The 14732-nt window shown below is 63.0% G+C and carries 13 protein-coding genes; 5 read left to right on the forward strand and 8 right to left on the reverse strand.

All coding sequences use genetic code 11. The features are described 5' to 3' along the window. Window positions 1-5: 5 nt before the first annotated feature. Window positions 6-1535, reverse strand: coding sequence for a glycerol-3-phosphate dehydrogenase (gene glpD / locus B0G73_RS25730; RefSeq protein ID WP_106284130.1), 1530 nt, complete (start codon window positions 1533-1535; stop codon window positions 6-8). A gap of 203 nt (window positions 1536-1738) precedes the next feature. On the opposite strand from glpD, the gene B0G73_RS25735 reads away from it, so the two are divergent. Then, on the forward strand, window positions 1739-2113 hold the full coding sequence (locus B0G73_RS25735) for a hypothetical protein (protein ID WP_106284046.1): 375 nt from the start codon (window positions 1739-1741) through the stop codon (window positions 2111-2113). A 74-nt stretch (window positions 2114-2187) separates the two neighbouring features. Here the strand turns inward: B0G73_RS25735 and B0G73_RS25740 are convergent, their stop codons facing one another. The 3 genes from B0G73_RS25740 to B0G73_RS25750 form a co-directional block, all read right to left on the reverse strand. Then, a complete protein-coding gene (locus B0G73_RS25740) occupies window positions 2188-2817 on the reverse strand; it encodes a TetR/AcrR family transcriptional regulator (protein WP_106284047.1) in 630 nt (209 codons plus the stop codon). Window positions 2818-3025: 208 nt separating this feature from the next. Then, window positions 3026-3223, reverse strand: a complete 198-nt coding sequence (locus tag B0G73_RS25745; RefSeq protein WP_166679045.1) for a hypothetical protein — start codon at window positions 3221-3223, stop codon at window positions 3026-3028. Between the two features lie 305 nt (window positions 3224-3528). Next, window positions 3529-4308, reverse strand: a complete 780-nt coding sequence (locus B0G73_RS25750) for a DeoR/GlpR family DNA-binding transcription regulator (protein ID WP_106284049.1) — start codon at window positions 4306-4308, stop codon at window positions 3529-3531. A 349-nt stretch (window positions 4309-4657) separates the two neighbouring features. On the opposite strand from B0G73_RS25750, the gene ggt reads away from it, so the two are divergent. From ggt to B0G73_RS25770, 4 genes are all read left to right on the forward strand, one after another. Continuing rightward, window positions 4658-6295: a gamma-glutamyltransferase gene (gene ggt / locus B0G73_RS25755; RefSeq protein WP_106284050.1), complete on the forward strand. Its 1638-nt coding sequence runs from the start codon at window positions 4658-4660 to the stop codon at window positions 6293-6295. 192 nt (window positions 6296-6487) lie between these two features. Beyond that, window positions 6488-7852: an MFS transporter gene (locus tag B0G73_RS25760; RefSeq protein WP_106284051.1), complete on the forward strand. Its 1365-nt coding sequence runs from the start codon at window positions 6488-6490 to the stop codon at window positions 7850-7852. Between the two features lie 347 nt (window positions 7853-8199). Further along, a complete protein-coding gene (locus B0G73_RS25765) occupies window positions 8200-9027 on the forward strand; it encodes a ferritin-like domain-containing protein (protein WP_106284131.1) in 828 nt (275 codons plus the stop codon). 102 nt (window positions 9028-9129) lie between these two features. Then, on the forward strand, window positions 9130-9654 hold the full coding sequence (locus B0G73_RS25770) for a hypothetical protein (RefSeq protein WP_106284052.1): 525 nt from the start codon (window positions 9130-9132) through the stop codon (window positions 9652-9654). A 183-nt stretch (window positions 9655-9837) separates the two neighbouring features. Here the strand turns inward: B0G73_RS25770 and B0G73_RS25775 are convergent, their stop codons facing one another. From B0G73_RS25775 to B0G73_RS25790, 4 genes are all read right to left on the reverse strand, one after another. Continuing rightward, window positions 9838-11391, reverse strand: a complete 1554-nt coding sequence (locus B0G73_RS25775) for a DEAD/DEAH box helicase (protein WP_106284053.1) — start codon at window positions 11389-11391, stop codon at window positions 9838-9840. 215 nt (window positions 11392-11606) lie between these two features. Continuing rightward, window positions 11607-12227: a hemolysin III family protein gene (locus tag B0G73_RS25780; protein ID WP_106284054.1), complete on the reverse strand. Its 621-nt coding sequence runs from the start codon at window positions 12225-12227 to the stop codon at window positions 11607-11609. 196 nt (window positions 12228-12423) lie between these two features. After that, window positions 12424-13722, reverse strand: coding sequence for a cytochrome c (locus tag B0G73_RS25785; RefSeq protein ID WP_106284055.1), 1299 nt, complete (start codon window positions 13720-13722; stop codon window positions 12424-12426). Between the two features lie 21 nt (window positions 13723-13743). Beyond that, entirely contained in the window at window positions 13744-14475 is a 732-nt protein-coding gene (locus tag B0G73_RS25790; protein WP_012434267.1) for a c-type cytochrome, read from the reverse strand. Window positions 14476-14732: the final 257 nt, after the last annotated feature.

Raw genomic sequence — 14732 nt, forward strand, 5'->3', positions numbered from 1 at the left:
TCTGACTATGCGCTCTGTCGCTCGGGCTCGCGAGCGAACCACGCATCGATATCGCGTGTGATCGAATCGAGCGTGCCGGGTTCGACGTGCAAGCCGAGTTTCGAGCGGCGCCACAGCACGTCCTGCGCACTGCGCGCCCATTCGGTGTCGCGCAGATACGTCAGTTCCGCTTCGTAAAGGCCCGGCGCGAAGGTGCGGCCGAGATCGGCCACGGAACGCGCATTGCCGACCACATGCTTGACGCGCGTGCCGTAAGCGCGGGCGAGGCGATGCGCCAGATCGGCCGGCAGCCATGCATGCTGCTGCCTGAATTCGTTCAGAAAGCGCTCGAAGTTGGCGTTTGGAATGTCGCCGCCGGGCAAAGGTGCGCCAGCCGTCCACGAAGCCGCCCCGTGGCGCAGCGCTTGCGCGAGTTTGTCGACGGCTTCTTCCGCCAGTTTGCGGAAGGTGGTGATCTTGCCGCCGAACACCGACAGCAGCGGCGCCTCACCGGCGGGAGCGTCCAGTTCGAGCGAGTAGTCGCGCGTGACCGCGGACGGGTTGTCCGCGCCTTCTTCCTCGAGCAGCGGACGTACGCCCGAATATGTCCAGCGCACGTCGGCCGGCGAAATCTTCTGCTTGAAGTAGCGGTTGATCGAGTCGCACAGGTACTGCGTTTCGTCGGCGTTGATCGCCACTTGCGACGGGTCGCCGCGATATTCGAGGTCCGTCGTGCCGATCAGCGTGTAGTCGTGTTCGTACGGAATCGCGAAGATGATGCGCTTGTCCGGATTCTGGAAGATGTACGCGTGATCGTGATCGAACAGGCGCCGCGTGACGATGTGGCTGCCCTTCACGAGCCGCACGCTGTGCGACGCGGCGCGGCCGAGCGCGCCTTGCAGCAGTTCGCCGACCCACGGACCCGCGGCGTTCGCAATCGAGGCGGCGCGCACGTCCAGAATCGTGCCGTCCGCGCGTTTGAGTTGTGCACGCCATTCGCCGCCCGCGCGCACGGCGCTCAGCAGCTTCGTGCGCGTGAGAATTTTTGCGCCGTGCTCCTGCGCATCCAGTGCGTTCAGCACGACGAGGCGCGCGTCGTTGACCCAGCCGTCCGAGTACACAAAGCCGCGCTTGATCGAATCGACCAGCGGCGCGCCCGCCGGATGATTGCGCATCACGATGCCACGCGAGCCTGGCAGGAGTTCGCGTTTGGCCAGATGGTCGTACAGGAAGAGGCCGGCGCGGATCAGCCAGGCCGGGCGCAGATCGGGCATGTGCGGCATCACGAAGCGCAGCGGCCACATGATGTGCGGCGCGGCGCGCAGCAGTGTCTCGCGCTCCTGCAGCGCTTTGCGCACCAGGCCGAACTCGCGATATTCCAGATAGCGTAGGCCGCCGTGAATCAACTTCGTGCTGGCCGACGACGTATGCGCCGCCAGATCGTCCTGTTCGCAGAGCAGCACCGACAGGCCGCGACCCGCCGCATCGCGCGCGATGCCTGCACCGTTGATCCCGCCGCCCACGACGAGCAAATCGTATCTTGAGCCTTGCGTCACCTGCTGTGTCCCCTGCGTCGTATCCGCCAAAACTGTTTGGAAAACCTATCGAACCGATAGTGTTCGTTTTCGAACTCTAATGAACATATTCGAAAAAGTAAAGTTCGGTTTGTTTAGGCGCCTCTCTAACGGTTGTCCCGGGTAGTGGCGCAACGCGCGGCCACGGACGATACTCTCGGCAGCAGCCATTTCGAGGTGAATTCATGCGTGGACTTTTGATGATCGGCGCCGCTACGCTTCTCGCGGGGTGCGTCAGCTCGCCGAGCCTGAGCGGAACGAGGGGCGCGCCGTCGTTTGCGTCGCTGCAGCAGATGTGCAGTCCCCAAACGGTCGACTACGGCAACGACGCGCAAGGCGTCTATGCGGCGATGTTCGACGCGTACGTGGCGAACCGCAGCGGCAAGCTGTCGAAAGAAGATTTCTGCGCGTTTCAGACGTCGATCGCGCAGCATTACACGAGCCAGGGCGCGAGCACCGATCCGCAGGTGCGTAACCAGTGGGTGACGTTCTTCACCGAACAGCGGGCCAAGGCGTTGAGCTGGCGCGCGACCGTCGATCCGACGTTGCGCAACGGTTAAGCCCAAGCGCGAGCGCCGCGGTTCGGCTCGCTTGTCGCCATTCGTGAACCGGTCTGTTTCGCGCGCAGTGAGCGCTAGGCGCGTTGCGGCTGTGCGCCGCGCCACAGCATGCGGCGAATTTGCGCGAACACGGCTTCGCGAGTCGGCGCATTGCCGGCGCCGGCAGGTTGCTGCACCTGAGGCAACGGTAACTGATTAGCCAGCGTCAGCATGGTGAAGCCGTGCAGACTCGCCCAGTACGCGTAACCGATCAGTTGCGGATCGCCTTCCAGAATGCCCGCGGCGACGAGCTGCTCGAAGTGCTCGCCGAGCGTGCGCCACGCGCGCTGCGAGGCGGCGGCAAGTTCCGGATGGACGCTGGCGTTCTGAGCCAGATCGAACATCAGCCGATAGGCGTGCGGTTCGTCGAGCGCGAACGCCACGTAGGCTTCGCTCACCGCCGAGTGATCCATCTCCGGGGCAGTCTTCGCGGCCGCTTCGAGGCGCGCCGCGAAGCGGTTGAATGCCGCGGCGCGCACCATCGCGAGAATCTCCTCCTTGTCGCGGAAGTAGCGGTAGGGCGTCATGGCGCTGCAACCGAGTTCTCTCGCCAGTTCGCGCATTGTCACGCCCGCCGCGCCACGCGTCGCGAACGCATTCTCGGCCACGCGCCGCATGGCCTCGCGGAATTGCTGGATGTCGTCGGGGGAGAGCGTTTTGGGCATGCGCGAGGGCAGAAAGTCCGTCGCGTCAATTTACTGTGTAAATGATTTGGGCACAACAAAACGGACGCCGGGCGGCATCCTACGTTTTACGCGAAGAGAAAGATTTCAAGCAGCAAGGGCGCGTGCGATGAAAGCGCGGCGCGTGCGCCGTCACGGCGGCGGACGTCAACCGCTCGTCCGCCCGCAAGACGCAATGAAACCCGCAAAACTAGGAAAGACGCTTGATGGCTCGCAATGCGCTATCGCCGATTTCAGTCACGCGCCATTGTTCGTTGCCCGACGCGAGCCGTTCGAGTTGCACCAACTGGCGTTCCAGAAGGGCGTCGAGTTCTTCTCGCTCCATATCGACCTGGTTCGGAGCATCCTTGACGAGCAACAACGTGGCGAATTCATGCGGACTTAGCATCGTTCTCTCCATGTCAAGCAAACGCGGACGGCCTTGCCGGCGACTGGCTTTTGCCAGTGAAGTCCGCAAAGAATCAGGCGGGAGGTACGGCTCTAACGAAAGTTTGATGCAACGGCGCTACGCAGAATGCGGAAAAGTACGCCGGGAACTGGAGTGTAGTCATCCGCACGTTAAACACCAAATCCGCCCCAGTAAATTTTCCCTTTGACAACTGGGTGCATGGGAGGCGGTTAGGAGCGGCGGCCAGATCCTTGATTTCACTCGAAGTTTCGCGTGCACTGCAACATGGCGAAAAACGCCTGGCGTCAGCCGGCGATATACACCTGGCAGTTGGCGGCCACGAGCGTCTCGGTCATCTCGGCGGGTGGTGCGATGTCCGTGAACAACGCGTCGATCTGATCGAGATGGCCTTGGCGAACCAGAGCGGGGCGGCCGAATTTGGAGTTGTCGGCGGCGAGAAAAACGGTGCGTGCATGCTGGATGATCGCTTCGGCGACGCGCACTTCGCGCGTGTCGAAATCGCGCAGTGTGCCATCTGTTTCGATGCTCGACGTGCCGATGATCGCGAAGTCCACCTTGAACTGCCGGATGAAATCGATCGCCAGTTCGCCGACGATCCCCTTGTCCCACGGCCGCACGATGCCGCCCGTCACCAGCACCTCGCAGTCCGGATAGCCGCTCATCATGCTGGCGACGTTCAGGTTGTTGGTGATCACCCGCAGGCCGCGGTGGCGATTGAGCGCACGCGCCACTTCTTCGGTGGTGGTGCCGAGGTTGATGAAGAGCGACGCCTGATCGGGAATGTGAGTGGCCACTAACGCCGCGATGCGCCGTTTCTCGTCGTGAAACATGCGCTGACGCGCCGTATAGGAGACGTTTTCGGAGCTGGTTGGCAGACTCGCGCCGCCGTGATAACGGCGCAGCAGGTTCATGTCGGCGAGCCAATTGACGTCGCGGCGGATCGTCTGCGGTGTCACGTCGAAGTGGGCCGCGAGGTCGTCCACGGTCACGAAGCCGTCGCGTTGCACCCACTCCAGCAGTTCCTGTTGCCGGGCATTGAGAGTCAGGCGGGGGTCTCGGGTCATGTGTCTCGGTTCGTGGGTTTTTTGTCGGCGCTGCCCGCCGCCGGCGCGCCAGGCTGGCCGGTAAGCGGGTGATGCGTGAACGGGGTGAGCGTATTGTAAGACCATCGCGCACCTTGTCTGCCAACTCGTGCGACATGCATAAGAGACGAGACGACCGCGCGCCGATCTATTCAGGCCATTTACGCATTTATTCATTTGATAAATGAATTTGTTTTTTGGGCCGGATCACGATGCAATCCGGGGTTCCTCGGTTGATTCGCGCTTCACCTCGCCTCACCCCGCGTTCGATCCGTTTCCAATGGCTTCCGGCGTTTCCACATGCCGGGCCGTGCTTTCGAGAGTGTTCGACATGACTGGCTTCAACTGGCAAAACCCTTACCCGACGCCGCGTCTGCCTGTATTCGCGCGCAACATCGTTTCGACTTCGCATCCGCTCGCGGCGCAAGCCGGCCTACGCATGCTGTGGAAAGGCGGCAATGCCGTCGATGCGGCGATCGCGGCCGCAGCGGCCATCACCGTGGTCGAGCCGGTCTCGTGCGGGCTGGGTGGCGACGCGTTCGCGCTGGTGTGGGACGGCAAGAAGCTGCATGGCCTGAATGCGTCGGGCGTCTCGCCGGCGGCGTGGAACGTCGACTACTTCAAGCGCAAGTATGGCGAGGAAAACGGTCTCGCTAAGCAACCGAAACGCGGCTGGGACGCGGTGACGGTGCCCGGCGTGATCGCCGGCTGGGAAGCGCTGCATCAGAAGTTCGGCACGCTGCCGTTCGCGGACCTGATGGAGCCGGCCATTGAAATCGCCGAGCGCGGTCACGCGGTGGCGAGCATCGTCGCTTATAAGTGGGCGGCTGCCGTGCCGGAACTGAAGGATCTGCCGGGCTTTGCGCAAACCTTCATGCCGCGCGGCCGCGCGCCGGAAGTAAGCGAACTGGTGCGCTTCCCCGGCCACGCGAAGACGCTGCGCAAGCTCGCCGAGCAAGGCCCGCGTGCGTACTACGAAGGCGAGATCGCTGAACGGATCGCCGCGTTCGCCCGCGAAGGCGGCGGCGCGCTGACACTCGACGATCTGCGCAACTACAAAGCGGATTGGGTCGAGCCGATCGGCAAGGATTATCGCGGCTACACGGTGCACGAAATTCCGCCGAACGGGCAGGGCATCGCGGCGCTGATCGCACTGGGCATCCTCGAAAAATTCGATGTGAAGGAACTGGCGGTCGACAACGTCGAGTCGCAGCACTTGCAGATCGAAGCCATGAAGCTGGCCTTCGCCGATGTCTACCGCTATGTGGCCGATCCGCGCTCCATGGAAGTCACGCCGGAGCAGATGCTCGACGACGCGTACCTCACCTCGCGCGCCAAACTGATCGATCACAAGCGCGCCACGCAGTTCGACTTCGGCATGCCGAAGGCCGGCGGGACCATCTACATGTCGGTGGCTGACGAGCGCGGCATGATGGTCAGCTTCATCCAGTCGAACTACATGGGCTTTGGCTCGGGCATCGTGGTGCCGGATAGCGGCATCGCCATGCAGAACCGCGGCTGCGGATTCTCGATGGACCCGAAATCGCCGAACGTGGTGGAAGGCGGCAAGCGGCCGTTCCACACGATCATCCCGTCGTTCCTCACGCAGCAGGTGGACGGCCGGCAGGAAGCGGTGATGAGCTTCGGCGTGATGGGCGGCGACATGCAACCGCAAGGTCACCTGCAATCCATCGTGCGGATGCTCGACTACGGTCAGCAGCCGCAGGCCGCGTGCGACGCGCCGCGCTGGAAGGTCAATCGCGACTTCACGATCGACATCGAATCGACGCTCGATCCGAAGACCGCCGAGGCCTTGCAGAAGCTCGGCCACACGATCAAGTCGGTCGACGATCCGTATATGGACTTCGGCTCCGGCCAGTACATCTGGAAGCTCGATCGCAACGATCCGGAGCGCGGCTATGTGGCGGCAAGCGATAGCCGCCGTGACGGCTTGGCTGCGGGGTTCTAAGCAGGCATCCATGCGCGAGGCGGGGCGCCGCTCGAAGCGGCGCTTCCGTGCGTGCGCAGGCGACGCTTTGGCGCGCATTCCGCTGCACGCTAAAGGCACCGCGCAGATCAAATACACCGGTTGCCGGCGTCGCCTCTCGCACGCCAGGCATCCGGCATCCGGCATCGAGCATCAGACAGGGCAGGAGACATCATGCAGACCCACGCGTCGCCTTCGGCGGCAGCTTCCCCTCATTCCGCGCCCGCGCCGCTTTCCAAAGCGATGGTGCGGCGGATCGTGTTTTCGTCGTCGGTCGGCAATGCGCTCGAGTGGTTCGATTTTCTGGTCTACGGCTACTTCGCGACCATCATCGCCAAACAGTTTTTCCCGATGCAGGACGAGTGGCTCTCCACGCTGCTCGCTATCGCCACCTTCGGCATTTCGTTTCTGATGCGGCCGCTGGGCGCGGTCGTGCTGGGCGTCTACGGCGACCGCAAGGGACGCAAGGCGGCACTGACGCTCGCCATCGCGCTGATGATGGTCGGCACTTTCACGATGGCGGTAATGCCGCCGTATGCATCGATCGGTATCGCGGCGCCGATTCTGATTCTGCTCGCGCGGCTCGTGCAAGGATTCGCGGTGGGCGGTGAGTTCGGCAGCGCGACGGCGTTCATGGTCGAGCATAGCGCGTCGCGCCGCGGCTATTACGCGAGTTGGCAGTTCGCGAGCCAGGGGCTTGCCGCGATTACGGCCGCCGCGTTTGGCTCGTTGCTGACTGCATGGATGCCGCCCGCGCAACTGAACGACTGGGGCTGGCGCCTGCCGTTCGTGTTCGGTTTGCTGGTCGGCCCGGTGGGCTATTACATCCGTTCGCATCTCGACGAGACGCCGGAGTTCCTCGCGCTGCGCGAGGCACGCGAAGCGGCCAGCGCTCGCTCGACGGCAAACGCGGAGAAGGACGCCTCGTTCGCGAGCCAGTGGGTCAACCTGCTGCTCGCGGTCGGCATCGTCGCGCAATCCACGGTGGGCGTCTATGTGCTGCAGCTCTACATGCCGATGTACGCCGTCAAGCAATTGCACATGCCCGCGGCGGCATCGTTCGGCGTGGTGGTGCTCAACGGCGGCCTGCAATTCCTGCTTTCGCCGGTGATGGGCGCGTTGTCCGATCGCATCGGCCGGATTCGCATCATGCTGACCACGTCGATTTTGATGGGCACGCTGATCTATCCGATGTTCGCGCTGCTGCAGTCTCATCCGACCGTCGGCTGGCTGCTCGTGTTGCAGGGTACGGCGGGACTTTTCAAGGCCGCTTACTCCGGACCGATGCCCGCGCTGATGTCCGAAATCTTTCCGACGCAGGTGCGCTCGACCGGTCTTTCAATCGGTTACAGCATCGGCGTGACGATCTTCGGCGGCTTCGCGCCCACCATCGTCGAAACGTTCATTCATTTGACCGGCGACAAACTTGCGCCAAGTTATTACGTGCTGATTGCCGCGCTACTGTCGGGTCTCTCGCTCGTGGTCGTGGCGTGGCGCATGCGCCGCGTGCGTCTGACGCGAGGCGTTCAGATGGCCTGATCGCAGGCCTTGCGCCGTTGAATCAAAGCGCCGCTACGCCCGTCCAACCTGACTGACGAGCGATCGCCGCAAACTCAAGCCAGCTCTTCAGCTGGCTTTTTTTATGCTCCGCGCGATGCGCTTTTGTCCGGTCGAATGATTCGACTACCGCGCCATTGGAACTGCGGCGCGTCGGCATGGTCTGTGCTCTGTTATCTGCAGAGTTGCGAAACACCGACTAAGATGCAGGATACAAGGGGTTAACTCTAATTCAAGGCGCTGTATCAGACACGGCGGACCGGCCCGGCCGAGAGCGGGCGGTCTCGAGCATGCTCCGCGAGTCGATACAGCTTTCGGAGCAAGACACGATGCATACAGAGCTGAACCATGTCATGCCCTGGCGGATCGAGGACATCGACCTCACCCGCATTGATCGGCAAAAGGCCGTCGCTAACGAAGACTTGCTGCTGCTGCTGTGCGCGTCTTCGTTTATCGAAAGCGGCTCCGATCTGTACACCAGCAATCTGAGCACTTTCTTTAACGGCGATCCTGAAGTCTCGGCCTGGCTCAACCAGGAGTGGGAGCCTGAAGAGTTGCAGCACGGTCGCGCGCTCAAGACGTATATCGCTTACGTGTGGCCCGAATTCGACTGGGACACGGCATTTCGTAATTTCATGGAAGAGTATTCGCTGACCTGCTCAGTGGAGGACTTCGAAAAGACCCGCGCGCTCGAGATGGTCGCGCGCTGCGTGGTGGAAACCGGCACCGCGACCTTGTATCGCGCGATCGGCGAATGCTCGGACGAGCCCGTGCTCAAGCAGATCACCGACAACATCCGCACCGACGAAGTGCGTCACTACAAGCACTTTTTCAAGTACTTCAAGAAGTACAACAAGATCGAAGGCAACGGCCGGCTGGCTGTGCTCGGCGCGCTTATGCGCCGGGTCATGGAGATCAAGAACGAAGACTCGGAAATCGCCTTGCGGCACGTCTTCGCGACTCGTTATCCGGAGCGCGTGCACGACTCGACCTACAACCGCGCGCGCGCGGCGCGGATCAATGCGCTGGTGCGGCGCAATCTGTCGGCCGATATGTGCGTCAAGATGCTGCTCAAGCCGCTGAATCTGCCGGCGCGGATCCAGCCGGGCGTGCATTACCCGCTCGCCAAGATCACGCAGCACGTGTTCTTTCGCTGATCGCCTGGCGTGAATCCCGGTGTTGCAAATGGCCCGCTTAGGCGGGCCATTTGCTTTTCGAGGCATGATGCAGACTGGCTCACTTCTCATCCCATCGATACCATGAGCGATTCCCCAACACCCGAACGTCCAGTCGAACAGAACGTGTTCGATGAATGGCCCGATGCCGTACGCGCCTTGTTCGACGGTTCGTCGCTCGCGGGCAAGACGGGGTTCACCGCGTCGCTGCTGAGCGTCGATACGAATGGCCATGTGCGCACGTCGCTGCTTGGCGTCGGCGAGTTGTACGCGCCTGACTCGCGCACGTTATGCATCGCGCTGTGGCCGCAAGCGAGGGCGACGCGCGCCATCGCGCACAGCGGACGGGCAGCGCTCACCTTTGTCTGCGACGAGGCGTTCTATCAGGTGCAGTTGCTGATGACGCCGCTAGCGAGCGTCGCGGGCGATGCCAGCGGGCTTGTCTATCTGCACGGCTCGATCGACACGGCCGAGGCGCAAAGCGTTCGTTATGCGCGCCTGACGAGCGGCATTACGTTCGAACTGGAAGGGGACGGAGAGGCGGTGCTCGATCGATGGGAACAGCAGATCGAGCACCTGAAGCAAGCGGCTGCCGCGGCGGGCCGGTAGCCCTCGATGTAAGGACAACTGCCGTGGATGGTTGAGCGGCTTGCTGCCGGCCGCCGTCCTTGGTGCAAGGAACGGCCGGCGAGTGTGTGCCTTTAGGCGTGGCGGCTATCTTGCCCGCTGCCGCCGGCCCGTCGTGCTTAGCGCAACGACAGTGGCCAGCGAGCGTGGGCTGAGCCTCGAAGCTTAACGGCCGCGCTGACCACTGCGCGTGGGCTGGCCACCGCGCGGCGCCTCGTTGCGCGGCTTGGCACCGCCCAGCAACGCACCCGGATTGCCGCCTTGCGGTTTCGCGGCTTGCGGCTTGCGCGGCGCATGCTGCGCGGCGCTGCCCTCATGCGCGACGGCGCGCGGCCGGTCGTCGTGACGTTGACCGTCACGGCGCGGCTGGCCGCCGCCATTGCCGGCCGGCTTCGCGCCATGCGGCTTCGGCTGCTGTTGACCGTTCGCCGGGCGTTGACCCGAGCGCTGCGCCGGCTTCGCGGAACCCGCGCCATCGCGTTTCGGTGCGCCTTGACCCTGACGCGGCGAACGACCACCACCACCGCCGCCGCCACCTTGGCCGCGACGCAGGATCGGTTCCGGCTTCGCAGTCGGGTCCGGTTCGAAACCGGCGATCACTTCCTGCGGCACCGGGCGCTTGATCAGCTTCTCGATGTCCTTCAACAACTGCAGTTCGTCGACGCACACCAGCGAAATCGCTTCGCCCGTCGCGCCCGCGCGGCCCGTGCGACCGATGCGGTGCACGTAGTCTTCCGGCACGTTCGGCAGATCGTAGTTAACCACGTGCGGCAGTTGATCGATATCGATGCCGCGCGCCGCGATGTCGGTCGCGACCAGCACCTGCAGCGTGCCGTCCTTGAACTCGGCGAGCGCGCGCGTGCGGGCCGACTGGCTCTTGTTGCCGTGAATTGCCAGGGCGCTGATGCTGTCTTTGGTCAGCTGTTCGGCAAGACGGTTGGCGCCGTGCTTGGTGCGCGTGAACACCAGCACCTGAAACCAGTTATGTTGCTTGATCAGATGCGTGAGCAGTTCGCGCTTTTTGTCGCGATCCACCGGGTGAATCTTCTGCGCGACCGTTTCCGCCGTCGTATTGCGGCGCGCGACTTCGATCAGCGCCGGCGAGTCGAGCAGGTTGTCGGCGAGCGTCTTGATCTCGTCGGAGAAAGTGGCTGAGAACAGCAGGTTCTGCCGCTTCGGCGGCAGCTTCGCCAGCACGCGTTTGATGTCGTGGATGAAGCCCATGTCGAGCATGCGGTCGGCCTCGTCGAGCACGAGAATCTCGAGATGCGACAGGTCGATGGTCTTCTGCTGCATGTGGTCGAGCAAACGGCCCGGCGTTGCGACGACGATATCCACGCCGCTGCGCAGTGCGCCGATCTGCGGATTGATGCCGACGCCGCCGAACATCACGGTCGACTTCAGCTTCAGATACTTGCCGTACGCGCGCACGCTTTCTTCGACCTGCGCGGCCAGTTCACGCGTGGGCGTGAGGATCAGCGCGCGCACCGCGCGCTTGCCCGAGCCGGTCGTAACGGCGGGCATGGTGTTCAGGCGTTGCAGGATCGGCAACGTAAAGCCGGCAGTCTTGCCGGTGCCGGTTTGCGCGCCGGCCAGCAGATCGCCGCCGTTGAGCACGGCGGGAATCGCTTGCGTCTGGATCGGAGTCGGAGTGGTGTAGCCGAGTTCGTGTACAGCGCGGACCAACGGTTCGGACAAGCCGAGGGAATCAAAAGACATAAAAGATCTTTGCAATGCAGTTTCGCGGACGGACACACCTGAATTCAGGCAGGCATGAACGCGGCATGAACACACCCGCATGGCGTGTTCGAGGCCGAAGCCCAGTTCCGTTCGCAGAGAAATCGGCGGCACGCGCGCAAACGCGTGCCGAATGCTTCAACGCGCTATGCAGACACGTTGACTGGCCTTAAGTTGCATTTCGCCGCCGTGGGGTGTCATGCGACGTAGCGCGCGACACTGACGAATTGACACAGACTGCCCGCCAGTACGAACAGGTGCCAGATACCATGTCCGTGCCGGATGCGCTCGTCGTTGATGAAGAAGTAGATGCCGACGCTATAGATGATTCCGCCGGCCACGAGCCAGGCGGTACCCGCTGCCGGTAAGGCTTCAACCAGCGGGCGGACGGCAACGAGCGCGAGCCATCCCATCAGGACATACAGCACCATCGAAACGCTGCGGGTGCGTCGCCCCAGCGTCAATTCCTGCACGATGCCGAGAGCGGCAAGCCCCCAGCTTACGCCGAATAGCGACCAGCCCCACGGTCCGCGCAATGTGACGAGCGTGAACGGAGTGTAGCTGCCGGCGATCAGCAGGTAGATCGCCGAATGGTCACATTTCTGCAGAACCGCCTTCGCGCGCGGATTGCGCACGCTGTGGTAAAGCGTCGAGATAGCATACAGCACGAACAGCATCGCACCGTACACGCTGAAGCTGACCACCTTGTACGCGTCGCCGTCGAGCGCGCCCATCGTCACGAGCGTTGCAAGACCCGCCACCGACAGTACGGCGCCGACGAGGTGGGTAATGCTGTTGAAACGCTCCCCGGCATGCACGATTCTTATCTCCTGCCCAGTTTCATAAGCGCCCCCAGACCTGTCGCTGCGCGCCGAACCCCCGCGGGGGCGAGAAAACTAGCGGCGGCCCGGCGTTTATCTCAGGGTAAATACTCCCCTATGATACCGGTCCTTCAAAAACGAAGGGCGCGGCCGCGAATTTCGCAGGCCGCGCCCCGGGTGCAACGAACGCTGCTTAGTCGAGCGGCGCCGAACGCAGATCGGACACTTGCTGCGGCGACACGGCCGTGCCGTGGTTGCCCCAGGACATACGGATGTACGTCACAACCGCCGCGACTTCCTGATTCGACAGTGCTTGTGCGAACGGCGGCATGCCGTACGGATGCGGGTTGGCATCCGTGCTCGGCGGGTATCCGCCGTTCAGCACCATACGGATCGGGTTGACCGCCGACGGCATCTGAATCGACTGGTTGTTCGCGAGCGGCGGGAAGGCCGGCGGCATGCCGAGGCCATTTTCCGCATGGCACTTCGCGCAGTTGTCAGCGTAGATCTTCTGACCTTGCTTCAACAGTTCGCCGCCGAACTTTTCAGACGTTTCGAGCTGCAGCGGCTCAGGTGCTTCGCTCTTCTGCGGAATCGTCTTCAGGTACGTGGCCATCGCGTTGATGTCCGCGTCCGACATGTACTGCAGGCTGTTGTGAACCACTTCAGCCATCGGACCGAACACGGCGCCGCGGTTCGACACGCCGGTCTTCAGCAGATCGGCGATGTCTTTGGTTTCCCAGTCGCCGAGGCCGGCTTCCTTGTTCGACGTGAGCGACGGTGCATACCAGTTCTGCAGCGGGATCAGGCCGCCGGCAAACGCCGCCGAGCTCACCGGGCCGCCCATGGCGTTGATCGATGTGTGGCACATGCCGCAGTGGCCGAGACCTTCGATCAGGTACGCGCCACGGTTCCATTCGACCGACTTGGTCGGATCCGGCTTGTACTCGCCTTCACGGAAGAACAGCGTGCGCCAGCCAATCAGCATGTTGCGCTGGTTGAACGGGAATTTCAGTTCGTGCGGACGGCTCGGCACGTTGACCGGCGCGACCGAACGCAGGTACGCGTAGATCGCGTCCGAGTCGGCGCGCGTGACCTTCGTGTAGCTGGTGAACGGGAAGCCCGGATACAGCAGACTGCCGTCTTTCGAACGGCCGGTGTGCATGGCGCGATAGAAGTCGTCCTGCGTCCACTTGCCGATACCGTACTGGTCGTCAGGCGTGATGTTCGGCGTGAACATCGTGCCGAACGGCGTGGCCATGGGCAGACCGCCGGCGAACTGCTTGCCGCCGCGCACTGTGTGGCAGGCGATACAGTCGCCGGCGCGGGCGAGATACTCGCCTTGCTTGATCAGCGCGGCCTGGTCGGCGGGCGTTGCCGCCATGGCCGTGCCGTTATGCAGATGGTCGCCGCCCGACCACAGGACGGGAACGAGTGCGGCAGCCGCAACGACGACGACTGCCGAGAGGGCGAACAAAGACTTGCGTTTCATTTGAGTGTCTCTCCCGGTGCCTTATTGCGGTTCGCTGCCGCAGGCAAGCGGAGTCTTCATCGAGCGGGCTGGAGCCGGCACGGGGTTTTGTGGGGCCTGCTGCGTGGAAAGCCAGGCGGCAACGGCGTTCACGTCTTCGTCGGTCAGACGCGTGGCGATGGTGTGCATGCAATCAGGCGCGATGGCATGGCGCGAACCCGAGCGCCATGCGCCGAGCTGCGCGCTGATGTAGTCCGAATGCAGGCCGACCAGACCCGGGATAGCGGGTTGCATACCGGTCAGCGTCTTGCCGTGGCAGGCCGCGCAAGCCGGAATCTGCTTCGACGCGTCGCCGTTCAGCACGATCTGCTGGCCGCGCGCGAGCGTGCTCGACGATACCGTCGGCTTGGCCGGCGGCGGATACGGAGGACGCTGTTGCGAGAAATAAGTGGCGATCTGATGAAGGTAGTCGTCCGAGAGATACGTGACGAGGTAGTTCATGGGCGGGTACTTGCGGCGCCCTTCGCGGAAATTCTGTAGCTGGTTGTACAGATAGTCGGCAGGCTTGCCCGCGAGGCGAGGGAAGTAGTCGTTGTCCGTACCTTGCCCATGTGTGCCGTGGCAGGCCGTGCAGCCTTGCACGCGCGCTTCCATCGTATCGGGGGCTTTCGGCTGAGTCTGCGCTTTCGCAGCGCTATAAACGCCCGCGGAGCCGATCAGCAGAAGGGCGAGCAACGGGCGGAAAATGCGTCTTGAAGACACGCGTAACTCCATCAAAATCGGGGACCTGACCGAACTTCGAGCGGCTCGGTGTGAAGGGCAGCCGGCGCTGCGGCGACGCAGCATTCTATCATCGAAGGGTGATGATGACTATTTGGCACATTAGAGAAGGTTCCGGCTGTCACAGCCATGCGACAGTTTGACGCGCACAAGCGTTTCACGCTGCCTGACTGTTATCCCAAATTTGTCTGCGCGATCAATGGCGCAACGCTCGAGCCTGGGCGATCTATCTATAAACCAGGTTGAACCGA

Origin of the sequence: Paraburkholderia sp. BL25I1N1, from assembly GCF_003002025.1 — a bacterium.
In the GTDB taxonomy this organism is placed as follows: Bacteria; Pseudomonadota; Gammaproteobacteria; order Burkholderiales; family Burkholderiaceae; genus Paraburkholderia.